This window comes from Escherichia sp. WS1118, assembly GCF_046487695.1.
In the GTDB taxonomy this organism is placed as follows: domain Bacteria; phylum Pseudomonadota; class Gammaproteobacteria; order Enterobacterales; family Enterobacteriaceae; genus Escherichia; species Escherichia coli.
On sequence record NZ_JBJQIZ010000003.1, the window covers coordinates 92954 to 119921 of the forward strand.

Below are 26968 nucleotides of genomic sequence, written 5' to 3' on the forward strand. Positions count from 1 at the left end.
ACAGGTGAAAAATGAAAATAAACCAGCCCGCCGTTGCAGGCACCCTTGAGTCTGGGGATGTGATGATACGCATCGCCCCACTCGATACGCAGGATATCGACCTGCAAATCAACAGCAGCGTTGAGAAACAGTTTGGCGATGCAATTCGCACCACCATTCTGGACGTTCTCGCCCGCTACAACGTGCGCGGCGTACAGCTGAATGTCGATGACAAAGGCGCACTGGACTGCATTTTACGTGCACGACTGGAAGCCCTGCTGGCACGCGCCAGCGGTATCCCGGCTCTGCCATGGGAGGATTGCCAATGATTTCCGCTTCGCTGCAACAACGTAAAACTCGCACCCGCCGCAGTATGTTGTTTGTGCCTGGTGCTAATGCCGCGATGGTCAGCAACTCCTTCATCTACCCGGCTGATGCCCTGATGTTTGACCTCGAAGACTCCGTTGCATTGCGTGAAAAAGACACCGCCCGCCGCATGGTTTACCACGCGCTGCAACATCCGCTTTATCGCGATATTGAAACCATTGTGCGTGTAAACGCGCTGGATTCCGAATGGGGTGTTAACGACCTGGAAGCCGTCGTTCGCGGTGGTGCGGACGTTGTGCGTCTGCCGAAAACCGATACCGCTCAGGATGTTCTGGATATCGAAAAAGAGATCCTGCGTATCGAAAAAGCCTGTGGTCGTGAACCCGGCAGTACCGGCCTGCTGGCGGCGATTGAATCTCCGCTGGGCATTACCCGCGCGGTAGAAATCGCTCACGCTTCCGAGCGTTTGATCGGTATCGCCCTCGGTGCAGAAGACTATGTGCGCAACCTGCGTACAGAACGCTCCCCGGAAGGAACTGAACTGCTGTTCGCTCGCTGCTCCATTTTGCAGGCCGCGCGTTCTGCGGGTATTCAGGCGTTCGATACCGTCTATTCCGACGCTAACAACGAAGCCGGATTCCTGCAAGAAGCCGCCCACATCAAACAGCTGGGCTTTGACGGCAAATCGCTGATCAACCCGCGTCAGATTGATCTGCTGCACAACCTCTACGCACCGACCCAGAAAGAAGTGGATCACGCCCGCCGCGTCGTAGAAGCCGCTGAAGCCGCCGCTCGCGAAGGCCTCGGCGTGGTTTCCCTGAACGGCAAGATGGTGGACGGTCCGGTTATCGATCGCGCCCGTCTGGTGCTCTCCCGCGCAGAACTTTCCGGCATCCGCGAAGAATAAGGCAATCAAAATGACGCAGAAAATTGAACAATCTCAACGACAAGAACGGGTAGCGGCCTGGAATCGTCGCGCTGAATGCGATCTTGCCGCTTTCCAGAACTCGCCAAAGCAAACCTACCAGGCTGAAAAAGCGCGCGATCGCAAACTGTGCGCCAACCTGGAAGAAGCGATTCGTCGCTCTGGTTTACAGGACGGCATGACGGTTTCCTTCCATCACGCTTTCCGTGGCGGTGACCTGACCGTCAATATGGTGATGGACGTCATCGCGAAGATGGGCTTTAAAAACCTGACTCTGGCCTCCAGCTCCCTGAGTGATTGCCATGCGCCGCTGGTAGAACACATTCGCCAGGGCGTGGTTACCCGCATTTATACCTCTGGCCTGCGCGGTCCACTGGCGGAAGAAATCTCCCGTGGTCTGCTGGCGGAACCGGTGCAAATCCACTCTCACGGCGGACGTGTGCATCTGGTACAGAGCGGCGAACTGAATATCGATGTGGCTTTCCTCGGCGTCCCGTCCTGTGATGAATTCGGTAATGCCAACGGCTACTCCGGTAAAGCCTGCTGCGGCTCCCTCGGCTATGCAATGGTTGATGCCGACAACGCAAAACAGGTCGTGATGCTTACCGAAGAACTGCTGCCTTATCCGCATAATCCGGCAAGCATTGAGCAAGATCAGGTTGATCTGATCGTCAAAGTTGATCGCGTTGGCGATGCTGCAAAAATCGGCGCTGGTGCTACCCGTATGACCACTAACCCGCGCGAACTGCTTATTGCCCGTAGCGCTGCGGATGTGATTGTTAACTCTGGCTACTTCAAAGAAGGTTTCTCCATGCAGACCGGCACCGGCGGCGCTTCGCTGGCGGTAACCCGTTTCCTGGAAGACAAAATGCGTAGCCGCGATATTCGCGCCGACTTCGCCCTCGGCGGTATTACCGCAACGATGGTTGATCTGCACGAAAAAGGTTTGATCCGCAAACTGCTGGATGTGCAGAGCTTTGACAGCCATGCTGCGCAATCGCTGGCCCGTAACCCCAATCACATCGAAATCAGCGCCAACCAGTACGCTAACTGGGGGTCGAAAGGCGCAGCGGTTGATCGTCTCGACGTGGTGGTACTGAGCGCGCTGGAAATTGACACCCAGTTCAACGTTAACGTGCTGACCGGCTCTGACGGCGTACTGCGTGGTGCTTCCGGTGGTCACTGCGATACCGCGATTGCTTCTGCGCTTTCCATCATCGTCGCGCCGCTGGTACGCGGTCGTATTCCGACGCTGGTGGATAACGTGCTGACCTGCATCACCCCGGGCTCCAGTGTCGATATTCTGGTCACAGACCACGGCATCGCTGTTAACCCGGCACGTCCGGAGCTGGCAGAACGTCTGCAGGAAGCGGGGATCAAAGTGGTTTCTATTGAGTGGCTGCGTGAACGTGCGCGTCTGCTGACCGGTGAACCACAGCCGATTGAATTCACCGACCGCGTCGTTGCCGTTGTGCGTTACCGCGATGGCTCGGTGATCGATGTTGTGCATCAGGTGAAGGAATAAGCCATGCACCTGCTTCCTGAACTCGCCAGCCACCATGCGGTGTCAATTCCCGAGCTGCTCGTCAGCCGGGATGAAAGGCAAGCACGGCAACACGCCTGGCTCAAGCGCCATCCTGTTCCACTGGTCTCCTTTACCGTGGTTGCGCCTGGGCCGATTAAAGACAGCGAGGTCACACGCCGAATTTTTAATCATGGCGTGACAGCCTTGCGTGCCTTAGCCGCAAAACAGGGCTGGCAAATTCAGGAGCAGGCTGCACTGGTTTCCGCCAGCGGGCCGGAGGGCATGTTGAGCATTGCCGCCCCGGCTCGCGACCTCAAGCTCGCCACCATTGAGCTTGAACATAGTCATCCTCTCGGGCGGTTATGGGATATCGATGTCCTGACGCCCGAAGGCGACATTCTCTCCCGCCGCGATTATTCACTGCCGCCTCGCCGCTGCCTGTTGTGCGAGCAAAGCGCAGCTGTTTGCGCGCGTGGAAAAACCCATCAACTGACCGATTTACTCAACCGCATGGAGGCGCTGCTAAACGATGTCGATGCCTGCAACGTCAACTAAAACCACAAAGCTTGCGACGTCATTAATCGATGAGTACGCCCTGCTGGGCTGGCGCGCCATGCTGACTGAAGTCAACCTGTCACCGAAACCAGGCCTCGTGGATCGCATTAACTGCGGTGCGCACAAAGATATGGCGCTGGAAGATTTCCACCGCAGCGCGCTGGCGATTCAGGGCTGGTTACCCCGTTTCATTGAATTTGGTGCCTGTAGTGCAGAAATGGCACCGGAAGCGGTACTCAACGGATTACGCCCAATTGGTATGGCTTGCGAAGGTGATATGTTCCGCGCCACTGCGGGCGTAAACACGCATAAAGGAAGCATTTTTTCTTTAGGGCTACTGTGTGCGGCAATTGGCCGTTTGCTTCAGCTCAACCAGCCGGTAACGCCAACAACCGTTTGTTCTACGGCGGCAAGTTTCTGCCATGGCCTGACCGATCGCGAACTGCGTACCAATAATTCACGACTGACGGCAGGTCAACGGTTGTACCAGCAGCTTGGCCTTACCGGCGCACGCGGTGAAGCCGAAGCGGGTTATCCACTGGTAATCAACCACGCCTTGCCGCATTACCTCACTCTGCTGGATCAGGGGTTAGATCCTGAGCTGGCATTGCTCGATACCTTGCTCCTACTGATGGCTACCAACGGCGATACCAACGTTGCATCGCGCGGTGGCGAGGGGGGCCTGCGCTGGCTACAGCGCGAGGCGCAAACATTATTGCAAAAAGGGGGCATTCGAACCCCCGCCGATCTCGATTATCTCCGGCAGTTCGACAGGGAGTGTATCGAACGAAATCTCAGTCCAGGCGGCAGTGCCGACCTGCTGATCCTTACCTGGTTTTTAGCACAGATTTAATTATTTAAGCACTTGATAAATTTGGAAATATTAATTTTCGGAGAACCCGTATGTCTTTAGCAAAAGATAATATATGGAAATTATTGGCGCCCCTGGTGGTGATGGGTGTCATGTTTCTTATCCCTGTACCTGACGGTATGCCGCCGCAGGCGTGGCATTACTTTGCAGTGTTTGTGGCAATGATTGTCGGCATGATCCTCGAGCCAATTCCGGCAACGGCGATCAGTTTTATTGCGGTTACTATTTGCGTTATTGGCAGTAATTACCTGCTCTTTGATGCCAAAGAATTAGCTGACCCAGCGTTTAATGCGCAAAAACAGGCGCTGAAATGGGGTCTGGCTGGTTTTTCCAGCACCACGGTATGGCTGGTATTTGGCGCATTTATTTTTGCATTAGGGTATGAAGTTTCCGGGTTAGGCCGTCGTATTGCCCTTTTCCTGGTGAAATTCATGGGCAAACGCACGCTGACGTTGGGTTATGCGATTGTCATTATCGACATTCTGCTGGCACCGTTTACACCGTCCAACACCGCGCGTACCGGGGGTACGGTTTTTCCGGTCATTAAAAACCTGCCGCCGCTGTTTAAATCATTCCCGAACGATCCGTCCGCGCGTCGTATTGGCGGCTATTTGATGTGGATGATGGTCATTAGTACCAGTCTGAGTTCGTCCATGTTTGTCACCGGTGCGGCACCAAACGTGCTGGGTCTGGAGTTCGTCAGCAAAATTGCCGGTATCCAGATTAGCTGGTTGCAGTGGTTCCTCTGCTTCCTGCCGGTTGGGGTTATCTTGCTTATCATTGCGCCGTGGCTTTCCTACGTGCTGTACAAACCGGAAATCACACACAGTGAAGAAGTGGCAACCTGGGCGGGTGATGAACTAAAAACCATGGGTGCGCTGACGCGCAGAGAGTGGACGCTGATTGGCCTTGTATTGCTCAGCTTAGGTTTGTGGGTATTTGGCAGTGAAGTCATTAATGCTACTGCGGTAGGTCTGCTGGCAGTTTCGCTGATGCTGGCGCTGCACGTTGTGCCGTGGAAAGACATTACTCGCTATAACAGCGCATGGAACACGCTGGTCAACCTGGCAACGCTGGTTGTTATGGCGAATGGCCTGACCCGTTCTGGCTTTATCGACTGGTTCGCCAACACGATGAGTACACACCTGGAAGGCTTCTCACCAAACGCAACGGTGATTGTACTGGTTCTGGTGTTCTACTTTGCACACTACCTGTTTGCCAGCCTGTCTGCGCACACCGCAACCATGCTGCCGGTTATTCTGGCCGTCGGTAAAGGGATTCCGGGCGTACCAATGGAACAACTGTGTATCCTGCTGGTGCTGTCTATCGGTATCATGGGCTGTCTGACGCCGTATGCAACCGGTCCTGGGGTGATTATTTACGGCTGTGGCTATGTGAAATCAAAAGATTACTGGCGTCTTGGCGCAATCTTCGGGGTGATTTACATCTCTATGCTGCTGTTGGTTGGCTGGCCGATTCTCGCCATGTGGAACTAATACGTTCGCCAAACGCTGAATAAATCATCACGCCCGCCAGGTAAGCCCACCTGGCGGGCTTTTTTATGATTTAATAGATAATATTCAGTGTATGTATGAGTTCCACACCCATTATGAAAGCATTCTGGCGTAACGCCGCGTTGCTCGCGGTTTCTCTGCTTCCCTTCTCTTCTGCCAACGCCGTAGCGTTGCAGGCAAAACAGTATGGCGATTTTGATCGCTATGTCCTGGCCCTCTCCTGGCAAACCGGATTTTGCCAGAGTCAACACGATCGAAATCGTAACGAACGAGATGAATGTCGCCTGCAAACCGAAACGGCCAACAAAGCTGATTTTCTGACCGTACATGGTCTGTGGCCAGGATTGCCTAAATCGGTTGCTGCCCGTGGTGTTGATGAACGCCGCTGGATGCGCTTCGGTTGCGCTACTCGCCCAATCCCGAATCTACCAGAAGCGCGCGCCAGCCGGATGTGTTCATCGCCGGAAACCGGATTATCACTGGAAACGGCCGCTAAACTAAGTGAAGTCATGCCAGGAGCTGGCGGACGTTCCTGCCTGGAACGCTACGAATATGCCAAACACGGTGCCTGCTTTGGTTTTGATCCGGACGCATACTTCGGTACGATGGTACGCCTGAATCAAGAAATTAAAGAGAGCGAAGCCGGAAAATTCCTTGCGGATAATTACGGTAAAACAGTGAGCCGCCGTGACTTTGATGCCGCCTTTGCCAAAAGCTGGGGAAAAGAGAACGTGAAAGCAGTTAAGCTAACGTGCCAGGGTAACCCTGCGTATTTAACTGAAATTCAGATCTCGATCAAAGCTGACGCCATCAACGCTCCGCTTTCTGCCAACTCATTCTTGCCACAACCACACCCAGGCAACTGTGGCAAAACCTTTGTGATTGATAAAGCAGGTTATTAATCCTCTGATTTACAAAACACGCTAATTCGTCTTCCATAAACCATGACGATTAAGATTTATACATAATGCGCTACATTGAGGAATTCCCTGAATGTGACGCAAATCACTTCAAAGAGTGAGCAACAGTCAGTATCATCATGTGAGTTAAACCCTCGCCGCCTGACGGTGAGGGTTTTCTTTTGGGTATGTTTATCTGCGACACTCGCAGTACCGACGACATGGAGTAAAAATGTCCAGACCAACTATCATCATTAACGACCTGGATGCCGAACGCATCGATATTCTGCTGGAGCAACCCGCCTATGCTGGTTTGCCAATCGCCGACGCGTTAAACGCAGAGTTGGATCGCGCCCAAATGTGTTCGCCAGAAGAGATGCCACACGACGTGGTGACAATGAACAGCCGGGTTAAATTCCGCAATCTTAGCGATGGCGAAGTGCGTGTGCGCACGCTGGTGTATCCGGCAAAAATGACCGACAGCAATACTCAGCTTTCCGTTATGGCTCCGGTAGGTGCCGCACTGCTGGGGCTGCGCGTTGGCGATTCCATTCACTGGGAACTTCCGGGCGGCGTTGCAACCCACCTTGAAGTGCTGGAACTCGAATACCAGCCAGAAGCTGCTGGCGACTACCTGCTTTAATCCCATCTGCACAAGCGATAACTCGCTTTGCCCAGAGGATGCACTCGCATCCTCTTTCCGCTCAAATATCAACCAGATTTATCATTTTGCGCTTAAGCGCAGCATTCTAATCTGAACTGGTTATTCATCTGCGGAACCTCATATGAGCGAAGCTCTCGGTATCACTGCATTTTATATATTCATAGCCGCAATTATTGTTGCTGCAGTGCTATACCTTGAACAACGCTGGTAGCGCCTGGTTTTATTTATTTTCCAGCTCAATAGCAAATTCAGATCAAATCAGCCTCGCAAATCATAGATTCATAACCAATAATGTGCTGTTATGTATACATGCAAAAACAAGGAGAGAATGCTTATGTACAAAACAATCATCATGCCAGTGGATGTTTTCGAAATGGAATTGAGCGACAAAGCGATTCGCCACGCTGAATTCCTCGCCCAGGATGACGGAGTTATTCATCTACTTCACGTACTACCGGGGTCAGCCAGCCTGAGCCTGCACCGTTTTGCCGCTGATGTACGTCGTTTTGAAGAGCATCTGCAACATGAAGCAGAAGAACGTTTACAAACGATGGTCAGCCACTTCACCATCGATCCTTCCCGCATTAAGCAACATGTCCGTTTTGGTAGTGTGCGGGATGAAGTTAACGAGTTAGCGAAAGAACTTGATGCAGATGTAGTAGTGATTGGTTCGCGTAACCCATCAATTTCAACTCATCTGTTGGGTTCTAACGCCTCGAGCGTGATCCGCCACGCCAATTTGCCGGTGCTGGTTGTGCGTTAATTGCCAGAATAAGTCTCCCGCCCTGCCCGGAGCCATCCCTGCAGGGCTTTTTAATGCAATAAAAAAGCCGCCAGGTTTGACCCCGGCGGCTAAGCAATTACAGGTGAATCTTACTTCTTCTTATGCAGTTTTGGTGCGAATCAGGTAGTCAAAAGCACTCAGAGAGGCTTTGGCACCTTCGCCAGTGGCGATGATGATCTGCTTGTACGGAACCGTCGTACAGTCACCCGCTGCGAACACGCCTTTGACGTTGGTTTCGCATTTCGCATCAATGATAATCTCGCCCATGCGATTACGTTCGACTGCGCCTTCCAGCCAGTTGGTGTTCGGCAGCAGACCAATCTGGACGAAAATACCGGCCAGTTCGATGTTGTGAATATTGCCGCTGACACGATCGCGATATTCCAGACCTACGACTTTGCTACCGTCGCCTTTCACTTCCGTGGTTTGCGCATTCAGAATAATGTCGACGTTTTTCAGGCTGCGTAGTTTGTCCTGCAGAACCTGGTCGGCTTTCATTTCTGGCGCAAATTCCAGCAGCGTTACGTGCTCAACGATACCCGCCAGGTCAATTGCCGCTTCCACGCCGGAGTTACCGCCGCCGATAACCGCTACGCGTTTGCCTTTAAACAGCGGGCCGTCGCAGTGCGGGCAGTAGGTCACGCCTTTGGTGCGATACTGATCTTCGCCAGGAACGTTCATGTTGCGCCATTTTGCACCAGTCGCCACGATAATGCTGCGTGCTTTCAGTACCGCGCCAGAAGCTGTTTCAATCTGATGCAGGCCGCCTTCAACCGCTGCCGGGATCAGTTTGCTCGCGCTCTGGCTGTCGATCACATCAACGTCGTATTCATCAACATGAACTTTCAGCGCACCTGCCAGTTTCTGGCCTTCGGTCTTCGGTACAGAAATGTAGTTTTCGATATCAACGGTATCGAGGATCTGACCACCAAAACGTTCGCCCATCAGACCGGTACGGATGCCTTTACGTGCGGAGTAAATTGCTGCCGCTGCACCCGCCGGGCCGGAACCAACGATTAATACGTCATAAGCATCACGCTTGTTCAGCTCTTCTGCCGCACGTTTTTCCGCACCAGTATCAATTTTGGCAACGATTTCAGTCAACGTCATGCGGCCCTGACCAAACTCTTTCCCGTTTACGAACACTGCCGGAACGCCCATCACGTTGCGATCGGTGATTTCGTTCTGGAAGGTGCCGCCGTCAATTGCAGTGTGCTTGATGCGCGGGTTCAGTACGCTCATCAGGTTCAGCGCCTGCACCACGTCAGGGCAGTTGTGGCAAGAGAGCGAGTAATAGGTTTCGAATTCAAAATCACCGTCAATATGGCGAATCTGCTCCAGCAGAGACTGCGCTTCTTTCGACGGATGACCACCGGTCCACAGCAACGCCAGTACCAGCGAGGTGAACTCGTGGCCCAGCGGGGAGCCTGCAAAACGTGGTCCCTGGTTGGAACCTGGGTTGGTGATCAGGAAAGACGGCTTACGCACCGGCAAGCTGTTATCTTCTTTAAAGGTGACTTTGTCTGACAGTTCTGCGATTTCAGCCAACAGTTCCTTGATTTCTGCCGATTTAGCGCTGTCATCCAGCGTGGCAATTAACTCAACAGGCTTGGTCAATTTCTCAAGGTAAGCCTTGAGTTGAGTTTTCATATTTGTGTCGAGCATGTTTATCTCCTGGGCTTTAAACATCATCATGCAAGCGGCCTCTGCGGCTAGCTGGATGCAGCTTGCATCATGGTGCGGGGAAGAAAATCGGGTGCCGCAGCACCCGAAGAATTAGGTGAATTTCCGAAGTATCTCGCGCCGGAGTTAGTAGCGCGAAAGACAAAGGAAATTTAGATTTTACCAACCAGGTCCAGAGACGGAGCCAGAGTTGCTTCACCTTCTTTCCATTTAGCCGGGCAAACTTCACCTGGGTGAGAAGCTACGTACTGTGCTGCTTTGATTTTACGCAGCAGGTCAGACGCGTCACGGCCAATGCCTTCAGCGGTAACTTCGATTGCCTGGATGATACCCTGCGGGTCAACAACGAAGGTCGCACGGTCAGCCAGACCTTCATCTTCACGCATGTTGTCGAAGTTACGGGTCAGGGCGCCAGTCGGGTCGCCGATCATCGCATATTTGATTTTAGCGATGGTTTCAGAGCTGCTGTGCCATGCTTTGTGGGTGAAGTGAGTATCGGTAGATACTGCGTATACGTCTACGCCCAGTTTCTGCAATTCTTCGTAATGGTCAGCAACGTCACCCAGTTCGGTCGGGCATACGAAAGTAAAGTCAGCCGGGTAGAAGAAGAAGACGCTCCAGCGGCCTTCGGTATCTTTTTCGGTGATTTCGATGAATTCGCCGTTTTTGAATGCCTGGTTTTTAAAAGGTTTAATTTTGGTGTTAATCAAGGACATCTATACTTCCTCCGTGTTTTCGATGAGATGTAAGGTAACCAATTTTTGCCGATTCGGCTAATGCGTTTCCATTATCAAATCGATAAGTTTTACCTTACAACCTTCGTAAGACAACTTTGTGAACTTTGCACCGCCAGCGGCGATAAAAAGTAAAATGGCCCCCTTTCCAGGTGACCGTGTAATCTGAACTACCCTTTGGTATCTTCAGCGCCTGCCTGCAGGCTGAGGTGTTGCCCTTACAAATGCAACAACGACATGGATTACAACACCCTCATAAACAAAGGGCAATCACCTGATCTAAGCTCTTACCTATGACAGTGATAGGTTATGCCTTTTACTCGACTTTTGCACTGACTGAAAAGGACAAATTAATGTTAAAAAAGATACTTTTACTGGCTCTGCTTCCTGCAATCGCCTTCGCAGAGGAACTTCCTGCCCCAGTAAAAGCGATTGAAAAACAGGGTATTACAATCATCAAAACGTTCGATGCCCCTGGAGGAATGAAAGGTTATCTCGGTAAGTATCAGGATATGGGCGTCACCATCTACCTGACTCCAGATGGTAAGCACGCTATCTCTGGTTACATGTACAACGAAAAAGGTGAAAACCTGAGTAACACGCTTATCGAAAAAGAAATTTACGCACCCGCCGGACGTGAAATGTGGCAACGGATGGAACAATCCCACTGGCTCCTCGACGGTAAAAAAGACGCGCCGGTCATTGTCTACGTCTTCGCCGATCCGTTCTGCCCATATTGTAAACAGTTCTGGCAGCAGGCTCGTCCGTGGGTAGATTCTGGCAAAGTGCAATTGAGAACATTGTTGGTTGGGGTTATCAAGCCAGAAAGCCCGGCGACAGCAGCGGCAATTCTTGCCTCCAAAGATCCCGCAAAAACCTGGCAACAATATGAAGCCTCTGGTGGCAAGCTTAAGCTAAGCGTGCCTGCAAACGTAAGCACAGAGCAAATGAAAGTGTTAAGCGACAACGAGAAACTCATGGACGATCTGGGGGCAAATGTCACACCAGCTATCTATTACATGAGTAAGGAAAATACCCTGCAACAAGCCGTCGGATTACCCGATCAGAAAACACTTAATATCATTATGGGGAATAAATAGAATATAATTCATCGATGGTTGAAATCTCTCTCTGCTTTTCAACCATCCTAAAAACGCATGAATTGCTCGTAACCCACCTGACAGCTATGCTATTTTAGAAAATCTTAATCCAAAGTTAAGCAGAAAAACATAATACATATAAATACAACAACATTATTGATCAAGTGAATGATTTATGGAAGAGACAATACAACGGAGTATGTTATGGCTAATCTTTATGATCTAAAAAAATTTGACCTCAATTTACTGGTCATATTTGAATGTATTTATCAACATCTCAGCATTAGTAAAGCGGCAGAATCATTATATATAACGCCCTCTGCTGTTAGTCAGTCGTTACAACGTTTACGTGCGCAATTTAATGACCCGTTATTCATTCGCTCAGGGAAAGGTATCGCGCCGACTACAACAGGGTTAAACCTGCATCACCATCTTGAGAAAAATCTCAGAGGCCTTGAACAAACGATCAATATCGTTAATAAGTCTGAACTAAAGAAAAATTTTATTATCTACGGTCCTCAGCTTATTTCTTGTACTAATAACAACATGCTAATCCGCTGTCTTAGACAAGATACTTCAATCGATATAGAATGCCATGACATACTGCTTTCAGCTGAAAATGCCGAAGAACTGTTGGTTCAACGCAAAACTGACCTGGCAATTACGCTGCAACCAGTAATTAGTCGCTCTGTCATCTGCATGCCGTTACACACTATTCGCAATTCCCTTATATGTAGCAACAAACATCCTCGTATTACTGATACCAGTAACTATGAACAAATTATCGCCGAAGAATTCACCCTGTTGATATCTAAATCAGCAGGGATTGACGAAATTCAAATGGACATAGATGAACGTTTTATGAACCGTAAAGTTTCATTTCGCAGTTCTTCTTTGATGACTATAATTAATAGTATTTCTGTTACTGACTTATTAGGCATTGTGCCCACCGAACTGTACGATTTACATCGTGACTTTTTGAAGTTAAAAGAAATAAAACTGGAACAACCTCTTCCTGCGGTTAAACTTTATATTTCCTATAACAAGGCTTCGTTGAACAACCTTGTCTTCTCCCGATTCATAGATCGTTTAAATGATAGCTTCTGATTCATTACCACTGACAAATAATATATTACGCATCAATTAATTCATTGTGTGAATATAAAATAATGTGCTCTATCTTGCTTCGTTTATCCTATAATTAGCGGATTCATCTCACGAGTCACCCCGTAACGTTCAGAGAGCGTTTTTAGATGTCTATTTATAAAATCCCGCTTCCACTGAATATTCTGGAAGCTGCAAAAGAACGTATTACCTGGACACTTAATACCCTACCCCGTATCTGTGTTTCTTTTTCGGGTGGTAAAGATTCCGGATTAATGCTGCATCTGACAGCTGAAATTGCCCGACAAATGGGCAAAAAAATCTGCGTTTTGTTTATCGACTGGGAAGCGCAGTTCTCATGCACTATTAACTATGTTCAGTCATTACGTGAGTTTTACGCCGATGTCATCGAAGAGTTTTACTGGGTTGCGCTCCCGCTTACGACGCAAAATTCCCTTTCTCAATACCAACCCGAATGGCAGTGCTGGGAATCTGATGTCGAATGGGTGCGTCAGCCCCCGCAAGATGCGATAACCGATCCTGACTTTTTCTCCTTTTACCAGCCTGGTATGACCTTCGAACAATTTGTGCGTGAGTTTGCCGAATGGTTTTCGCAAAAGCGTCCGGCGGCGATGATGATCGGCATCCGTGCAGATGAGTCCTACAACCGTTTTGTCGCCATCGCCAGTTTAAATAAACAACGTTTTGCCGATGATAAGCCCTGGACCACCGCCGCACCAGGCGGTCATAGCTGGTACATTTACCCCATCTACGACTGGAAAGTGGCTGATATCTGGACCTGGTATGCTAACCATCAACAGCTCTGTAACCCACTGTATAATATAATGTATCAGGCAGGCGTTCCTCTGCGTCATATGCGAATTTGCGAACCTTTTGGCCCGGAGCAACGGCAAGGATTATGGCTCTATCACGTTATCGAACCGGATCGCTGGGCTGCTATGTGCGCACGAGTCAGCGGGGTAAAAAGTGGCGGCATTTACGCCGGACATGATAATCATTTTTATGGTCATCGGAAAATCCTCAAGCCAGAACATTTAGACTGGCAAGAATATGCATTATTGCTGCTCAATAGCATGCCGGAAAAAACAGCTGAGCATTACCGCAATAAAATCGCCATTTATTTGCACTGGTATCAGAAAAAAGGCATCGAAGTTCCACAAACCCAGCAAGGGGACATTGGCGCGAAAGATATCCCCTCCTGGCGGCGAATATGCAAAGTTTTACTCAATAACGATTACTGGTGCCGGGCATTATCATTTAGTCCTACGAAAGCGAAGAACTATCAGCGTTATAACGAACGGATAAAAGGAAAACGTCAGGAATGGGGGATACTATGCAACAACGATTAACGCAGGATTTAACCCAATTTCTCGCCAGCTTGCCGGAAGATGATCGCATCAAAGCGATTAATGAAATCCGCATGGCGATCCATCAGGTTAGCCCCTTTCGTGAAGAGCCAGTGGATTGCGTTCTGTGGGTTAAAAACAGCCAACTTATGCCTAATGATTACAACCCAAACAACGTGGCACCACCCGAAAAAAAACTGCTGAAAAAATCCATTGAAATAGATGGTTTTACCCAACCCATTGTGGTCACGCATACGGATAAAAATGCCCTGGAAATCGTAGATGGTTTTCACCGCCATGAAATTGGTAAAGGCTCATCATCGTTAAAATTACGCTTAAAAGGTTATTTGCCGGTGACCTGTCTGGAAGGTACGCGTAATCAACGCATCGCCGCGACTATTCGTCATAATCGCGCTCGTGGACGTCACCAAATCACTGCCATGTCAGAAATCGTCCGAGAACTCAGCCAGTTGGGATGGGACGATAATAAAATTGGCAAAGAGCTGGGAATGGACAGCGACGAAGTGTTGCGCCTGAAGCAAATTAACGGCCTGCAAGAGTTGTTTGCCGACCGTCAATTTTCCCGCGCCTGGACGGTTAAATAACTACAGCTGGCGCAGGCGTTCTGCTGCTGCCAGCAACGTCGATTCCTTCTTGGCAAAACAGAGACGAATCAGTTTATGTGGGAAGGGATCGGCGCAAAACACCGACAGCGGAATCGCCGCTACACCGTGCTCCCGCGTCAGCCACTGGCAAAACTCAACATCATCCATCGTAGATACGGCGCTGTAATCCACCAGCAAAAAGTATGTACCTTCGCACGGTAAAATCTCCAGCCGACTTTCATTTAAGGCATTCACCAGAATATCGCGCTTCTGGCGATAAAAGTCCGGTAACGCAAGATAATGCTCAGGTTCTGCACGTAGCATATCGGCAAGCGCCAGTTGTGCCGGGGTATTCACCGAAAAGGTCAGATACTGATGCACTTTGCGGATCTCGGCGCTGATGGGCGCAGGCGCAACGCAATAACCCACTTTCCAGCCGGTCATATGATAGGTCTTGCCAAACGATGACACCGCCACCGCTCGCTCACGCAATTGCGGATGCGCCAGCACGCTGGCATGGCCCTGTTGTGAAAAATTGATGTGCTCGTAGACTTCATCGCTAATGACAAAAATCTCGTGCCCGGCGATCGCCTGCCACAGAGCGGCGAAATCAGTCTGCTGCCAGACAGTTGCACTGGGGTTATGCGGGGTGTTGAGGATCACCAGTCGGGTGCGCTCGCTTAACAATGCGGCAAATTCCTGCCAGTCAACGCGAAAATGCGGCGGTTGCAGTGCAATACGTTTCACTATTCCCCCCGAAAGTGCGATGGCGGGGGCGTAACTGTCATAGCTGGGATCAAAACAAATCACTTCGTCGCCATTGCGCACCAATGCGGTTATCGCCGCGTATAACGCCTCCGTCGCCCCTGCCGTCACGGTGATATTGCTGTCGACATCCGGTTGATAGCCATACAGACGTTCCGTTTTCTGAGCAATCGCCTCGCGCAAGGCCTGCACGCCGGTCATGGGCGCGTATTGGTTTGCCCCCTGGGCAACGTGGTACGCCAGCCGCTCCTGTAAATAGCGCGGACCATCAAAATCAGGAAAGCCTTGCGAAAGGTTAATCGCCTGGTGTTGCTGCGCCAGCGCGCTCATCCGGGTGAAAATAGTGGTGCCAAGTTGTGGAAGTTTGCTTTGTGGAATCAGAGGGTTATTTGTCATTTTTATTGTACCTGACGAAGTTGCGTGTTGGTTGCGTGTTGAAGGCACTATAACACGATGCTAGTATTTGGCAATCAAGACGTTTAGATGTCTAAATAAAACAATAAGGACAACACAACATGCCTCACAATCCTATCCGCGTGGTAGTCGGCCCGGCTAACTACTTTTCACATCCCGGAAGTTTCAATCACCTGCACGATTTTTTCACTGATGAACAACTTTCTCGCGCGGTGTGGATCTACGGCGAACGCGCCATTGCTGCGGCACAAACCAAACTGCCGCCAGCGTTTGAACTGCCAGGGGTAAAGCATATTTTGTTTCGCGGCCATTGCAGCGAAAGCGATGTACAACAACTGGCGGCTGAGTCCGGTGACGATCGCAGCGTGGTGATTGGCGTCGGCGGCGGCGCACTGCTCGACACCGCAAAAGCCCTCGCCCGCCGTCTCGGTCTGCCGTTTGTTGCCGTTCCGACGATCGCCGCCACCTGCGCCGCCTGGACACCGCTCTCCGTCTGGTATAACGATGCCGGACAGGCGCTGCATTATGAGATTTTCGACGACGCCAATTTTATGGTGCTGCTGGAGCCAGAGATTATCCTCAATGCGCCGCAAGAATATCTGCTGGCGGGGATCGGTGACACGCTGGCGAAATGGTATGAAGCGGTGGTGCTGGCTCCGCAACCAGAAACGTTGCCACTAACCGTGCGGCTGGGAATCAATAATGCGCAGGCCATTCGCGACGTCTTGTTAAACAGTAGCGAACAGGCGCTTGCCGATCAGCAAAATCAGCAATTAACGCAATCATTTTGCGATGTGGTGGATGCCATTATTGCTGGTGGTGGGATGGTCGGTGGTCTGGGCGATCGTTTTACGCGTGTGGCGGCGGCCCATGCCGTGCATAACGGTCTTACCGTTTTGCCACAAACCGAGAAGTTTCTCCACGGCACCAAAGTCGCCTACGGAATTCTGGTGCAAAGCGCCTTGCTGGGTCAGGATGATGTGCTGGCGCAATTAACCGGGGCGTATCAGCGTTTTCATCTGCCGACTACGCTGGCGGAGCTGGAAGTGGATATCAATAATCAGGTGGAGATCGACAAAATGATTGCCCACACCCTACGTCCGGTGGAATCCATTCATTACCTGCCAGTCACGCTGACACCAGATACCTTGCGTGCAGCGTTCGAAAAAGTGGAATCGTTTAAAGCCTGACGTACAAATTTAGCAGCAGCGCGCGCCGCCTTTTCCACCGTAGCGCGCGTCCTGCCGCTCACGGAAAAACTCCTCGTAGGTCATCGGCGTTTGATCGGGATGGTTAACCCGCATATGTTCGACATAGTTGTCGTAATCAGGCATACCAATCATCAGCTTCGCCGCCTGACCTAAATATTTTCCGGCTTTTGCCAGTGAATCAAACATCAATACCTCCGGTAATCAGGTTGCTGAGAGAGTGCATTAATAGCTATCAACGCGCTCGGTCAGTCCCCTCGCCCCACCGGGGAGAGGGTTAGGGTGAGGGGGAACCCTCGGCACTATGCCAACATCCCCCCTCACTCTGACTTTAGTGCGCGCCTTTCGCCTGCGCCACGATCTCCTCGACATTTTCCGGCATTGGCTCATACGGCGTTTCTTTCGCCGTTGGCTTCGGCTCTTTCAATGCTGCCAGTGCCGTCTTAATCGAGAACAGCGCCAGAACCACCACAACCACCATAAAGAAGATGGTTAACCCGGCATCAAGACGGTTGTTGAACACCAGTTGCGCCAGTTGTGACTCAGTATACTGCGATGGAATATTGCCGCTGTCGATCATTGCCTGGAACTTGTTAGCAATCGCCAGGAAGCCGACTTTCGCATCCGGGCTAAACGCTTTCTGCCAGCCTGCGGTCAAGGTACAAATCAGCAGCCAGGCCGTTGGTACCAGCGCCACCCAGGCGTAACGTTGACGTTTCATTTTGAACAGCACCACAGCACAAAGCATCAGCGCCATCCCTGCCAGCATCTGGTTGGCAATACCAAACAGCGGCCACAAGGTGTTAATACCGCCCAGCGGATCGACCACGCCCTGATGCAGGAAGTAGCCCCACGCCAGCACGCACAGCGCCGTTGCCAGCAGGTTAGCAGGCAGTGAATCGGTCCGTTTCAGGCCCGGAGACACCACGCCCAGCAGATCCTGCAACATAAAGCGCGCAGCACGCGTACCCGCATCCACCGCCGTAAGAATAAACAGTGCTTCAAACAGAATGGCGAAGTGATACCAGAACGCCACATCCATCATGCCGCCCAGCGCACCGTGCAGAATGTAGGCCATCCCCACCGCCAGGGTCGGCGCACCGCCCGCACGAGAAATGATCGACTGTTCACCCACTTCGCTGGCAATCTGGTTTAGCGTATCCGGGGTAATCGCAAAGCCCCAGCTACTCACCACCTGCGCGGCAGAAGCAACCACATCCGCCGTCCCTGCCGGAGCCAGCACCGCCATCGGGCTGTTCATGGCGAAGTACACACCCGGATCGATGATACAGGCGGAAACCAGCGCCATAATCGCCACGAAGGATTCCATCAACATCCCACCGTAGCCGATAAAGCACGCCTGCCCTTCGTTCGCCAGCATCTTCGGTGTAGTGCCGGAAGAGATCAGCGCATGGAAGCCAGACACCGCGCCACAGGCGATGGTGATAAACAGGAACGGGAACAGGTTACCGGTCCATACCGGGCCAGTGCCATCGACAAATTTAGTTAGCGCAGGCATGGTCAGCGTCGGGCGCATAATCAAAATGCCCACCGCCAGACCGACGATAGTCCCGATTTTCAGGAAGGTTGAGAGGTAGTCACGCGGAGCCAGCAGCAACCACACCGGCAGCACCGCCGCCACAAAACCGTAACCCACCAGCATCCAGGTCAGCTGCACGCCGGTAAAGTCAAAGTACGGTGCCCAAGTCGGACTTTCTGCCACCCAGCCGCCAGAGATAATGGCGAAAATCAGGAACACCAGACCAATCACCGACACTTCGCCAATACGCCCCGGACGCAGATAACGCAAGTAGATCCCCATAAACAGCGCCAGCGGAATGGTGAACGCAACGGTATACGTTCCCCACGGGCTATGAGTCAGGGCTTTAACCACGATCATCGCCAGCACGGCAAGGATAATGACCATGATCATAAAGCAGGCCACCAGCGCTATCACCCCGGCGGTTGGCCCCATCTCTTCTTTGACCAGCTCACCCAGCGAGCGACCGTCACGGCGCGTGGAAACAAACAGCACCATGAAATCCTGCACCGCACCGGCGAGAACCACCCCTGCGAGCAGCCAGATCATCCCTGGCAGGTAACCCATTTGCGCCGCCAGTACCGGCCCAACCAACGGACCTGCTCCGGCAATGGCCGCAAAATGGTGACCGAACAGCACTTTTTTGTCCGTCGGCACATAGTCCAGCCCGTCGTTATGGCGCACCGCTGGCGTCATACGCGTCGGGTCAACCGCCAGCACATTTTTGGCGATATACAGCCCATAAAAACGGTAAGCGATCAGATAGATACAGACCGACGCCACCACAATCCACAGCGCGTTGATCTGTTCCCCACGATTTAAAGCAATGTATCCCAGAGCAAATGCTCCCATTACAGAGAGCACTGTCCAGACGAGGTATTTCCCTGATTTGTTCATAGTTGTTATCCGTGTGCGTGTCCATAGAGATGTTACATTTTGTTTCTATAACATCTTTGTACAATTTAACAACACAGCAACCATGTAAATCGGAGTTGAAACCAATATTTAACTTAACAATGTTAACTCGATCACTCCGTTAACCGAATTTTCCTGCAATCTCATTTTATTCTGTCGGGTTCATCCCAAAACCGCTGTGCCCAGCCGACAGGTGCAGCAACGCCGCCCCTGTTCATCGAAAACGACGATTTCCCAGCTCTGATTTTGTCGTCCAAGATGCAGCGGCTGGCAGACACCGCGCACCTTTCCCTCAGACACCGGGCGATGATGTGTGGCGTTAAGTTCCGTGCCCACCACACACTGTCCGTCGCGGGTCATCATAAATCCGGCCATCGATCCCAGCGTTTCCGCCAGCGCCGCCGACGCGCCGCCATGCAGCAGGCCAAACGGCTGATGAGTACGGGTATCAACCGGCATTTCGGCTTCGAGTACATCATCGCCCAGACGGGTATACACAATTCCCAGATGCGCCACCATTGTGTTATCGCTGGTGGCGTTCAGCTCGTCGAGCGTTAAATGGCGTTTCCAGATCATGCTTATGCCCCCAGCGTTGAGCCGCCATCGACCACAATATCCTGTAGGGTAATATGGCTGGCGAGGTCAGAGGCGAGGAACAAAATCGTATTGGCAATCTCCTGCGGACGGGCGATTTTCCCCAGCGGAATGCCGAGTTTAAACTGCTCGCCAAAGCCGCGAATACGCTGCTCTTCGGCGTCATCGCTCACCCACAGCGTGCGTTGCATATCAGTGTCGGTGGAGCCCGGCGAAACCACATTACAGCGCACGCCGCTACCCGCCAGTTCCAGCCCGACGCTCAACGCCAGGCTTTTCAGCGCCGCTTTCGACGCGCCATAAGCACTCATACCAATGCGCGGCGTGTGTGCGGCGTCGGACGCAACAGTAACAATCGCCCCGCCCCGCTGACGGCGAAACTGGTTCATGGTCTGCTGAAACAGGTTAAATGCACCGCCGACGTTGACCGCAAAAGTCTGCTGCCAGTCCTCTTTACTGAGCTGATCGGTCGCGCCCATGCGCAAAATTCCCGCCGCATTGACCAGCACGTCCAGTCGCTCCGTTTCAGCTAACAGTCGCTGACATACCTGCGCCACCTGCGCAGCATCGGCAACATCCATTACTTCGGTCGCAAAAGGATATTGCTCCTGAGTAAACGCTTGATCAAAACCTGTAACTTTCGCCCCCGCCTCAACAAATGCCAGCGCCGTGGCATAGCCGATACCTTTCCCCGCGCCAGTTATCCAGACATTTTTACCGCTGAAATCCATTATTTCACCTCGCGGGAGAGTAGCTTCCACCAGGCGTCGATGGTCGGGTTTTTCGCCAGCATGACAAAGTCGATATCGCCATGCACTTTGCGCCAGCGCGCCGCCAGCGCCATCATCCGCACCGAATCCAGACCGTAGTCGATCAGGTTGTCGTCATCGAAGGGTTCATCGGACTCGTCCAGCAACGGCAGGATCACCTCACGCAGCGCCGCTTTGCTGGCGGGGATAGGTGCTGGCAGCAATTCTTCGGTCATCACCACCCGACCAGAACGTCCGGCCACATATTTCAGCGACATCAAATGCTCGTCACGGCTGAAATCGGCCAGCGCATCCGCCACCATAAACGGTTTAATATCGCGCATAAATGCGTCCGTTGCGGTGGTCATACAGCCAATGTGGGCATATACCCCGGTAATAATCAGCTGGTTACGTCCACTCTCTTTGAGCATTTGCTCCAGCGGAGAACGATGAAATGCGCTGTAGCGCCATTTCACCAGCACCGTGTCGTCGGCATCTGGCGTCAGGCGATCCACCACCTTTTGCTGTTCCGGCGAACGGGTCAGGCCAGGCCCCCACATATCATTCAACAGCGCCCGATCTTCATCGCTCTGCTCTTTCGGCTGGGCGGTGTAATAAACCGGGATATTGTGCTGTTTGCAGTAGTCGCGTAGTGCCGCAATATTCGCGATCACCTGCTCCATCATCGGGCAGTTCTCACCCCAGAAGCTGACAAAATAGTCCTGCATATCATGGATTAACAACGCGGCACGTTGCGGTTCAAAGGCCCAGTCGACTTTATTCTGCGGAATATCATGAGACTCCGGCAGTGCGTAAGCCTGTAATTTTGGAATAGCCATCGTGTTCTCTCCTTCAGGCTGATGTGCGTGACGCCAGCCACTGACGTAATTGTTTTTTATCGACTTTCCCGACCGCCGTCAGCGGAAGTGAATCTACACACTCCACGCGATCCGGTAATTTAAATTCGGCAATACCCTGTTCACGCAGGAAACGACGCACCTGCACCGCGCGCAGCGGCTCTTTTACCACCAGATAAGCACAGCTTTTTTCGCCCATCAGCTCATCTTCCATGCTCACCAGTGCGGCGTAGATCACCGCCGGATGGCGCAGCAGCAGGTTTTCGATCTCTTCGGCAGCGATCTTCTCGCCGCCACGGTTGATCTGATCTTTCTCGCGCCCCTGCACAGTGATGTAACCCTCTGGATCAATAGAGATCAGATCGCCGGAACAGTAAAAACCGTTGGCATCAAAGGCGCTGGCATTGTGCTGCGGGCTTTTGTAATAGCCACGGAAGGTGTACGGCCCGCGCGTCATCAGGCGTCCAACTTCCCCTTGCGGCAGTGGATTTCCTTCGGCATCGGCAACCCATACTTCATCGTCCGGGCACATTGGGTAACCCTGGGTATGGATAATTTTCTCCGCACTATCATCAAGACGGGTGTAGTTCACCAGCCCTTCCGCCATGCCAAACACCTGCTGCAACTGACAGCCAATCTCAGCGGGAATACGCGCCGCAAGGGTGGCAGAAAGACGGGCGCCGCCGACCTGTAACAGTTTCAGCGAGGCAAGCTGCGCCCGGCTTTCGCCTTCAGCCAGTGCCTGCAACCACAGGCTGACTGCTGGCGGCACCAGCGCGGTGACGTTCACCTGATGTTTTTCAATCAATGGGAAGCAAAGCGTGGCGCTGGGGTCGGCAGCCAGAACGACAGTGCCGCCAGCGAGAAATACCCCCAACGATCCCGGTGAACTCATGGCGTAGTTATGAGCCGCCGGGATCGCGCACAGGTAGCGCGTCTGTTGTGTGAACTGACAAATCTCGACGCTACGACGCACGCTGTAGTAGTAGTCGTTATGAGTGCGCGGGATCAGTTTCGGTGTGCCGGTGGTGCCGCCGGAAAGCTGAAAATAGGCCACTTCATCGGCAGGTGACGGCGTGGCAGTAAAATCCTCAGCCGGATGGTTAATCGCATCCTGCAAGTTATGCTCGCCGCTGTCGTTGAGCAGCTGCACCACGCGAATGGAAGAATGCTCTGCAACAAATGTGTTGAGGAAATCATCCCCGCTAAATAGCGCATGTTGGCGATCGGCAATCAGTAACGCCGGTTCAATCTGGCTGGCATAGGCGTTCAGTTCACTACGCTGATGGCTGAACAGCGCCAGCACCGGCGCAACGCCCAGTTTCAGCAGCGCGAAAAAGGTAATGTAAAGTTCAGCGACGTTACCCAGTTGTACCAGCGCGGTTTCACCAGGTTTAATGCCCTGACGGCGCAAACTACAGGCGAGGTTATCCGCCGCCTGATTCAGCTCCCGATAACTCAACTGCCGCTCGCCGTCGATAACCGCGATGCTGTCACTCGCAGCGTGGCGAGTCAGAATGTCGGTCAGTGGCAAATCCTGCCAGTAGCCTTTTTCCCGATAGCGACGGGCAAACTCTTCCGGCCAGCGGGTGAATGGAATGCTCATCCTCGCTCCTTAATGCAATCCAAAAACGTTCAACATGGTAGAAAGTTTGACGCCCGTTTCGCGCCACTCACCCAACGGGGAGGACGCAGGCACAATCCCCGCTCCGGCAAACAGACGCACCTGATTTTCCCGCAGCTTCGCGCAGCGGATGGTCACCACCCATTCACCGTTACCTTCGCTGTCACACCAACCCACAATGCCGCCAAACAGTTCGCGGTCGAACGGCTCCAGTTCAGCAATAACCTGAGTCGCGGCCTGATGCGGGAAACCGCTCAGCGCGGGGGTCGGATGCAGCAGACAAGCCAAAGTCAGTGCGTTTTCTTGCGAATTCGCTTTACCTTCAAAGGGAGTTGCGAGATGCCACAGCGTCGGCGTGGTAATCAATTGTGGAGAGGAGGGAACGTGTAACTCACTACTGCGTTTGCGCAGTACCTCTTTCATCGCCTGAGTCACCAGTTCATGTTCATGGCGATCTTTTTCTGACGCCAGCAGACGATTACCCGCTTCGCGATCGAGCACTTCATCCGGCTGACGACGCGCGGAACCGGCTAACGGAATGGAGCTAAAACGCTCGCCGTCTTTACGTAGCAGCAGTTCCGGGCTGGCCCCCAGCAGAACGCCACCATCAGCCAACGGAACATGGAAGTTGTAACTAACCGGGTTTTGCGCAATCAACCGTTCCAGCAATACGCCACTATCAATGGCGGCGTCAGTAGTGATATCAATCAACCGTGACAACACCACTTTGTCGACCTGCGGCGTGGCGGTAAGTGCGGCAGCACGGGCAACCATCTGTTCAAACGTGGTTTGTTCCGGAATGGCCTGACGTTCCACCACGTTCAGCGACTGGCTGCGGGTGAAACGGCGTGCGGAAGCTTGTTTTTCCTGACGGGAGAACGACTGCCAGGATTCAGGTATATACAGCGACGAAGGCTGACGTGGATCGAAGGGAATCGCCCCGACCATCACCGGATTTTTGATGCCCTGCGCTTTGGCATCGGCAAACAACGCGGCGAGTTTTTGCTGGAAGGGACTGTCGGGCGAATCCCCGTTCACAGCCGGTTCATCGAAGCGGGCGAAACATCCTGACGTCGTAAAACTGCGGTACGGCGACATAAAGAAAAAGCGATTGGGCGCAAGTGTTGCCATGGTCTGCTGTACTTCCTCAGCCAGTGACGTATCCATATCATCCTCCACAAAATGATAAAGGCTTTAATAATGATTATCATTTATATTTTCGGTCGCTAACCTAAAAGCAAACGCGCACTATGTCAACTCTTGAGGTAACGCAATCTGCAACTCGGGGTTGCATCTGGTTGTGGTTACAATGAAAATGAGAAGCATTAACTTCATTAATAACAGGAAGCTGACTTGTGAGACTCGCCCCGCTCTACCGCAACGCCCTTCTATTAACAGGACTTTTGCTTTCAGGAATAGCCGCAGTTCAGGCCGCCGACTGGCCGCGTCAGATTACTGACAGCCGTGGCACTCATACCCTGGAAAGCCAGCCGCAGCGTATAGTTTCCACCAGCGTCACCCTGACCGGCTCACTGCTGGCGATTGATGCTCCGGTGATCGCCAGCGGCGCGACCACGCCAAATAACCGCGTCGCGGATGACCAGGGCTTTTTACGCCAGTGGAGCAAGGTGGCGAAAGAACGCAAACTGCAACGGCTCTATATCGGCGAACCGAGTGCAGAAGCCGTTGCCGCGCAAATGCCGGATCTGATTTTAATTAGCGCAACCGGCGGCGATTCGGCGCTGGCGCTGTACGATCAGCTTTCTACCATCGCCCCAACATTAATCATCAATTACGACGACAAAAGCTGGCAGTCGCTGTTAACGCAGCTTGGCGAAATTACCGGGCATGAGAAACAAGCGGCAGAGCGGATTGCACAGTTTGATAAGCAACTGGCGGCGGCGAAAGAGCAAATCAAATTACCGCCGCAGCCGGTCACTGCCATCGTCTATACCGCCGCTGCACACAGTGCCAATCTCTGGACGCCGGAATCAGCACAAGGGCAGATGCTGGAACAACTCGGCTTTACGCTGGCGAAGTTGCCCGCAGGCTTAAACGCCAGCCAAAGCCAGGGCAAACGCCATGACATCATTCAGCTTGGTGGAGAAAATCTGGCTGCAGGGTTAAATGGCGAGTCACTATTCCTGTTCGCCGGTGATCAGAAAGACGCCGATGCTATTTATGCTAATCCGCTGCTCGCGCACCTGCCTGCAGTACAAAACAAGCAGGTTTATGCGCTGGGAACCGAGACGTTCCGCCTGGATTACTACAGCGCCATGCAAGTGCTGGATAGACTTAAGGCGCTGTTTTAAGCATTAACTGTCGGACGCTGTCACCTGCGGCGGCGTCTGGCGAAAACGTCGCAACTCCACCAGCACCAGCAGCAACAACACGCCGATAATCAACAAACCAAAACCGCTCGCGCTTGCGGAAGCAACCGGTGTCATCATCGCTCCCAAACCGCCCAGCAGCGCCGCGCCTATGGCATCGCCCGTCACGTTTTGCGCCGTCCACAAACCGTTAATCCGCCCTAACATCGCTTCCGGGGTTTGCGTTTGCAGCATTGTATATTGCAGCAACGAACTAACCGCGCTCAGCCAGCCGAACAGCGCCAGACAAACCACGCCTAAAATCCACATCGGCATCAGGCCAAACAGACCAATGGCGAGGAACGCCCCCAATGTGGAGAGCAACATCAACAGACCTGGCCGTACGCTATGCGCCAGTTTTCCACTGGTTAACGCGCCAATAGCCGCACCGAGCGGGATTGCCGCATAGAGAAAGCCAATTTGCGCCGCCGACATCTGCCAGTTGTCAGCCAGCGCCGGATACAGTACCCGCACCGCGCTCGCCATCGTCAATAAACCCCCCAGCAACGCAATCCCTCCCACCAGCGGGCTGGCGAGTAGAAAACGAAATCCTGCCAGTAATGATTTCAACGGATGCTCACGCGGCTGCGGCGGTGGTGGCAACGCCGGAAGGCTTAACAACGGTAGCAAGGTAATAAATGTGCCCGCCGCCGCCAGCCCGTAGTTCCAGGCTACGCCTCCGGTCGCCAGCAGTAAACCGCCAATCATGGGCGAAATCACCGATCCCAGACGCACAGTCAACATGGTGATCGCCCCGGCCTGCATTAGGTTTTCACGCCCTACCAGTGCAGGTGTCGCCGCCAGTAGCGCCGTAACGCCAAGTGATGCGAAAAAACCATCCCATAAACCAAGTAAATAGATTGCCAGCAAAGACGGCTCCGGCAGCAGCGCATTCAGGCACAGTCCAATGAAGCCAATGCCACAGGTGCCGCGCGCCAGCAAAATCACTTTTTTACGCTCATAGCGATCCGCCAGCACACCGCCGACCATCAGGCCAACAAACATCGCGCCGCCGGTCAGCGTCACCGAAAGCCCCACCTGCCAGGTGGAATGCGTCATCATCTGGATCTGCACCGGCACCGCGACGCCGAGCAAACCCAGAGAAACAATTGAGATAAAACGAGCGAGGAATACTGCGCGAAACGCCGGGTGCGTTTTCAACAGGCTGAGGTTAAGCAGCCAGGATTGTTTATTCATTACAATGCCTTGCCATCAAATATTTTAAATATCTATTCTTAGGCTGCACATGCTAACATATCCAAATAAGATCGATAACGATAATTAATTTCATTATCAT

General features: G+C 52.4%; 27 protein-coding genes. 16 read left to right on the forward strand and 11 right to left on the reverse strand.

Annotated features, from left to right (window positions below; all coding sequences use genetic code 11):
• The first annotated feature begins 11 nt into the window (after positions 1-11).
• The 10 genes from citD (at position 12) to uspG (ending at position 8022) form a co-directional block, all read left to right on the forward strand.
• Positions 12-308 carry a citrate lyase acyl carrier protein gene (citD, locus tag ACJHYO_RS06275; RefSeq protein ID WP_000700703.1) on the forward strand — a complete coding sequence of 99 codons (297 nt, stop codon included), beginning with the start codon at positions 12-14 and terminating at the stop codon, positions 306-308.
• On the forward strand, positions 305-1213 hold the full coding sequence (gene citE / locus ACJHYO_RS06280) for a citrate (pro-3S)-lyase subunit beta (RefSeq protein WP_000622357.1): 909 nt from the start codon (positions 305-307) through the stop codon (positions 1211-1213). Before citD ends, citE begins: the two co-directional genes overlap by 4 nt.
• Positions 1214-1223: 10 nt before the next feature.
• Entirely contained in the window at positions 1224-2756 is a 1533-nt protein-coding gene (citF, locus tag ACJHYO_RS06285) for a citrate lyase subunit alpha (protein WP_000192238.1), read from the forward strand.
• 3 nt (positions 2757-2759) lie between these two features.
• Positions 2760-3311: a citrate lyase holo-[acyl-carrier protein] synthase gene (gene citX, locus ACJHYO_RS06290; RefSeq protein WP_000550407.1), complete on the forward strand. Its 552-nt coding sequence runs from the start codon at positions 2760-2762 to the stop codon at positions 3309-3311.
• Complete coding sequence (citG, locus tag ACJHYO_RS06295) at positions 3286-4164, forward strand: triphosphoribosyl-dephospho-CoA synthase CitG (RefSeq protein WP_085455229.1); 879 nt, start codon at positions 3286-3288, stop codon at positions 4162-4164. The genes citX and citG overlap by 26 nt, the downstream gene beginning before the upstream one ends.
• A gap of 50 nt (positions 4165-4214) precedes the next feature.
• Positions 4215-5678, forward strand: a complete 1464-nt coding sequence (citT, locus tag ACJHYO_RS06300) for a citrate/succinate antiporter CitT (RefSeq protein ID WP_000050328.1) — start codon at positions 4215-4217, stop codon at positions 5676-5678.
• 113 nt (positions 5679-5791) lie between these two features.
• On the forward strand, positions 5792-6598 hold the full coding sequence (gene rna / locus ACJHYO_RS06305) for a ribonuclease I (protein WP_001313645.1): 807 nt from the start codon (positions 5792-5794) through the stop codon (positions 6596-6598).
• A 229-nt stretch (positions 6599-6827) separates the two neighbouring features.
• Positions 6828-7238: a nucleoside diphosphate kinase regulator gene (gene rnk / locus ACJHYO_RS06310; protein WP_000089731.1), complete on the forward strand. Its 411-nt coding sequence runs from the start codon at positions 6828-6830 to the stop codon at positions 7236-7238.
• A 142-nt stretch (positions 7239-7380) separates the two neighbouring features.
• Positions 7381-7470, forward strand: coding sequence for a small membrane protein YldA (gene yldA, locus ACJHYO_RS06315; RefSeq protein WP_001287361.1), 90 nt, complete (start codon positions 7381-7383; stop codon positions 7468-7470).
• Between the two features lie 123 nt (positions 7471-7593).
• Positions 7594-8022: a universal stress protein UspG gene (gene uspG / locus ACJHYO_RS06320; RefSeq protein WP_001295855.1), complete on the forward strand. Its 429-nt coding sequence runs from the start codon at positions 7594-7596 to the stop codon at positions 8020-8022.
• Between the two features lie 120 nt (positions 8023-8142).
• Here uspG and ahpF read toward each other — a convergent pair whose 3' ends face one another.
• Both ahpF and ahpC read right to left on the reverse strand, forming a co-directional pair.
• The gene (gene ahpF / locus ACJHYO_RS06325) at positions 8143-9708 is read right to left on the reverse strand and encodes an alkyl hydroperoxide reductase subunit F (protein ID WP_001313644.1); all 1566 of its coding nucleotides are present in this window, start codon (positions 9706-9708) and stop codon (positions 8143-8145) included.
• 170 nt (positions 9709-9878) lie between these two features.
• The gene (gene ahpC, locus ACJHYO_RS06330) at positions 9879-10442 is read right to left on the reverse strand and encodes an alkyl hydroperoxide reductase subunit C (RefSeq protein ID WP_000052796.1); all 564 of its coding nucleotides are present in this window, start codon (positions 10440-10442) and stop codon (positions 9879-9881) included.
• Between the two features lie 371 nt (positions 10443-10813).
• Between ahpC and dsbG the strand changes: the two genes are divergently transcribed.
• From dsbG to ACJHYO_RS06350, 4 genes are all read left to right on the forward strand, one after another.
• Positions 10814-11560 (forward strand): thiol:disulfide interchange protein DsbG, encoded by a 747-nt coding sequence (dsbG, locus tag ACJHYO_RS06335; RefSeq protein ID WP_001339332.1) that lies wholly within the window; start codon positions 10814-10816, stop codon positions 11558-11560.
• Positions 11561-11764: 204 nt separating this feature from the next.
• Positions 11765-12667: a DNA-binding transcriptional repressor CitR gene (gene citR / locus ACJHYO_RS06340; protein ID WP_001298334.1), complete on the forward strand. Its 903-nt coding sequence runs from the start codon at positions 11765-11767 to the stop codon at positions 12665-12667.
• 146 nt (positions 12668-12813) lie between these two features.
• Positions 12814-14034, forward strand: coding sequence for a phosphoadenosine phosphosulfate reductase (locus ACJHYO_RS06345; RefSeq protein WP_085455228.1), 1221 nt, complete (start codon positions 12814-12816; stop codon positions 14032-14034).
• Entirely contained in the window at positions 14007-14636 is a 630-nt protein-coding gene (locus ACJHYO_RS06350; RefSeq protein WP_000502940.1) for an IbrB-like domain-containing protein, read from the forward strand. The genes ACJHYO_RS06345 and ACJHYO_RS06350 overlap by 28 nt, the downstream gene beginning before the upstream one ends.
• Here the strand turns inward: ACJHYO_RS06350 and ybdL are convergent, their stop codons facing one another.
• Entirely contained in the window at positions 14637-15797 is a 1161-nt protein-coding gene (gene ybdL, locus ACJHYO_RS06355; protein ID WP_000183965.1) for a methionine-oxo-acid transaminase, read from the reverse strand.
• A 119-nt stretch (positions 15798-15916) separates the two neighbouring features.
• On the opposite strand from ybdL, the gene hcxA reads away from it, so the two are divergent.
• Positions 15917-17005, forward strand: a complete 1089-nt coding sequence (gene hcxA, locus ACJHYO_RS06360; RefSeq protein ID WP_001120419.1) for a hydroxycarboxylate dehydrogenase HcxA — start codon at positions 15917-15919, stop codon at positions 17003-17005.
• A gap of 9 nt (positions 17006-17014) precedes the next feature.
• On the opposite strand, the gene ACJHYO_RS06365 is transcribed toward hcxA, so the two are convergent.
• The 7 genes from ACJHYO_RS06365 to entC all read right to left on the reverse strand — a co-directional run bounded on the left by ACJHYO_RS06365 (position 17015) and on the right by entC (position 24469).
• Entirely contained in the window at positions 17015-17212 is a 198-nt protein-coding gene (locus ACJHYO_RS06365; protein ID WP_000460431.1) for a YbdD/YjiX family protein, read from the reverse strand.
• 142 nt (positions 17213-17354) lie between these two features.
• Entirely contained in the window at positions 17355-19460 is a 2106-nt protein-coding gene (gene cstA / locus ACJHYO_RS06370) for a pyruvate/proton symporter CstA (RefSeq protein WP_001043146.1), read from the reverse strand.
• 180 nt (positions 19461-19640) lie between these two features.
• Positions 19641-20054, reverse strand: a complete 414-nt coding sequence (gene entH / locus ACJHYO_RS06375; protein ID WP_000637953.1) for a proofreading thioesterase EntH — start codon at positions 20052-20054, stop codon at positions 19641-19643.
• 2 nt (positions 20055-20056) lie between these two features.
• Positions 20057-20803: a 2,3-dihydro-2,3-dihydroxybenzoate dehydrogenase EntA gene (gene entA / locus ACJHYO_RS06380; protein ID WP_000347625.1), complete on the reverse strand. Its 747-nt coding sequence runs from the start codon at positions 20801-20803 to the stop codon at positions 20057-20059.
• On the reverse strand, positions 20803-21660 hold the full coding sequence (entB, locus tag ACJHYO_RS06385) for an enterobactin biosynthesis bifunctional isochorismatase/aryl carrier protein EntB (RefSeq protein ID WP_001007138.1): 858 nt from the start codon (positions 21658-21660) through the stop codon (positions 20803-20805). Before entB ends, entA begins: the two co-directional genes overlap by 1 nt.
• A 13-nt stretch (positions 21661-21673) precedes the next feature.
• Positions 21674-23284 (reverse strand): (2,3-dihydroxybenzoyl)adenylate synthase EntE, encoded by a 1611-nt coding sequence (entE, locus tag ACJHYO_RS06390; protein ID WP_000026787.1) that lies wholly within the window; start codon positions 23282-23284, stop codon positions 21674-21676.
• Positions 23285-23293: 9 nt separating this feature from the next.
• Positions 23294-24469: an isochorismate synthase EntC gene (entC, locus tag ACJHYO_RS06395; protein WP_001298341.1), complete on the reverse strand. Its 1176-nt coding sequence runs from the start codon at positions 24467-24469 to the stop codon at positions 23294-23296.
• A gap of 188 nt (positions 24470-24657) precedes the next feature.
• Between entC and fepB the strand changes: the two genes are divergently transcribed.
• On the forward strand, positions 24658-25614 hold the full coding sequence (gene fepB, locus ACJHYO_RS06400; RefSeq protein WP_001234311.1) for a Fe2+-enterobactin ABC transporter substrate-binding protein: 957 nt from the start codon (positions 24658-24660) through the stop codon (positions 25612-25614).
• Between the two features lie 3 nt (positions 25615-25617).
• Here the strand turns inward: fepB and entS are convergent, their stop codons facing one another.
• On the reverse strand, positions 25618-26868 hold the full coding sequence (gene entS, locus ACJHYO_RS06405) for an enterobactin transporter EntS (RefSeq protein WP_001041793.1): 1251 nt from the start codon (positions 26866-26868) through the stop codon (positions 25618-25620).
• Positions 26869-26968 lie beyond the last annotated feature (100 nt).

Bases quoted from the DNA above. Each gene is read 5' to 3' on its own strand.
- cstA (WP_001043146.1), bottom strand. From the start codon at position 19,460: ATGAACAAATCAGGGAAATACCTCGTCTGGACAGTGCTCTCTGTAATG.
- citT (WP_000050328.1), top strand. From the start codon at position 4,215: ATGTCTTTAGCAAAAGATAATATATGGAAATTATTGGCGCCCCTGGTG.
- ACJHYO_RS06365 (WP_000460431.1), bottom strand. From the start codon at position 17,212: ATGTTTGATTCACTGGCAAAAGCCGGAAAATATTTAGGTCAGGCGGCG.
- entC (WP_001298341.1), bottom strand. From the start codon at position 24,469: ATGGATACGTCACTGGCTGAGGAAGTACAGCAGACCATGGCAACACTT.
- entS (WP_001041793.1), bottom strand. From the start codon at position 26,868: ATGAATAAACAATCCTGGCTGCTTAACCTCAGCCTGTTGAAAACGCAC.
- entB (WP_001007138.1), bottom strand. From the start codon at position 21,660: ATGGCTATTCCAAAATTACAGGCTTACGCACTGCCGGAGTCTCATGAT.
- ahpF (WP_001313644.1), bottom strand. From the start codon at position 9,708: ATGCTCGACACAAATATGAAAACTCAACTCAAGGCTTACCTTGAGAAA.
- ACJHYO_RS06350 (WP_000502940.1), top strand. From the start codon at position 14,007: ATGGGGGATACTATGCAACAACGATTAACGCAGGATTTAACCCAATTT.
- ahpC (WP_000052796.1), bottom strand. From the start codon at position 10,442: ATGTCCTTGATTAACACCAAAATTAAACCTTTTAAAAACCAGGCATTC.
- hcxA (WP_001120419.1), top strand. From the start codon at position 15,917: ATGCCTCACAATCCTATCCGCGTGGTAGTCGGCCCGGCTAACTACTTT.
- entA (WP_000347625.1), bottom strand. From the start codon at position 20,803: ATGGATTTCAGCGGTAAAAATGTCTGGATAACTGGCGCGGGGAAAGGT.
- citF (WP_000192238.1), top strand. From the start codon at position 1,224: ATGACGCAGAAAATTGAACAATCTCAACGACAAGAACGGGTAGCGGCC.
- citX (WP_000550407.1), top strand. From the start codon at position 2,760: ATGCACCTGCTTCCTGAACTCGCCAGCCACCATGCGGTGTCAATTCCC.
- entE (WP_000026787.1), bottom strand. From the start codon at position 23,284: ATGAGCATTCCATTCACCCGCTGGCCGGAAGAGTTTGCCCGTCGCTAT.
- citG (WP_085455229.1), top strand. From the start codon at position 3,286: ATGTCGATGCCTGCAACGTCAACTAAAACCACAAAGCTTGCGACGTCA.
- ACJHYO_RS06345 (WP_085455228.1), top strand. From the start codon at position 12,814: ATGTCTATTTATAAAATCCCGCTTCCACTGAATATTCTGGAAGCTGCA.
- yldA (WP_001287361.1), top strand. From the start codon at position 7,381: ATGAGCGAAGCTCTCGGTATCACTGCATTTTATATATTCATAGCCGCA.
- citR (WP_001298334.1), top strand. From the start codon at position 11,765: ATGGCTAATCTTTATGATCTAAAAAAATTTGACCTCAATTTACTGGTC.
- rnk (WP_000089731.1), top strand. From the start codon at position 6,828: ATGTCCAGACCAACTATCATCATTAACGACCTGGATGCCGAACGCATC.
- dsbG (WP_001339332.1), top strand. From the start codon at position 10,814: ATGTTAAAAAAGATACTTTTACTGGCTCTGCTTCCTGCAATCGCCTTC.
- citD (WP_000700703.1), top strand. From the start codon at position 12: ATGAAAATAAACCAGCCCGCCGTTGCAGGCACCCTTGAGTCTGGGGAT.
- uspG (WP_001295855.1), top strand. From the start codon at position 7,594: ATGTACAAAACAATCATCATGCCAGTGGATGTTTTCGAAATGGAATTG.
- rna (WP_001313645.1), top strand. From the start codon at position 5,792: ATGAAAGCATTCTGGCGTAACGCCGCGTTGCTCGCGGTTTCTCTGCTT.
- citE (WP_000622357.1), top strand. From the start codon at position 305: ATGATTTCCGCTTCGCTGCAACAACGTAAAACTCGCACCCGCCGCAGT.
- ybdL (WP_000183965.1), bottom strand. From the start codon at position 15,797: ATGACAAATAACCCTCTGATTCCACAAAGCAAACTTCCACAACTTGGC.
- entH (WP_000637953.1), bottom strand. From the start codon at position 20,054: ATGATCTGGAAACGCCATTTAACGCTCGACGAGCTGAACGCCACCAGC.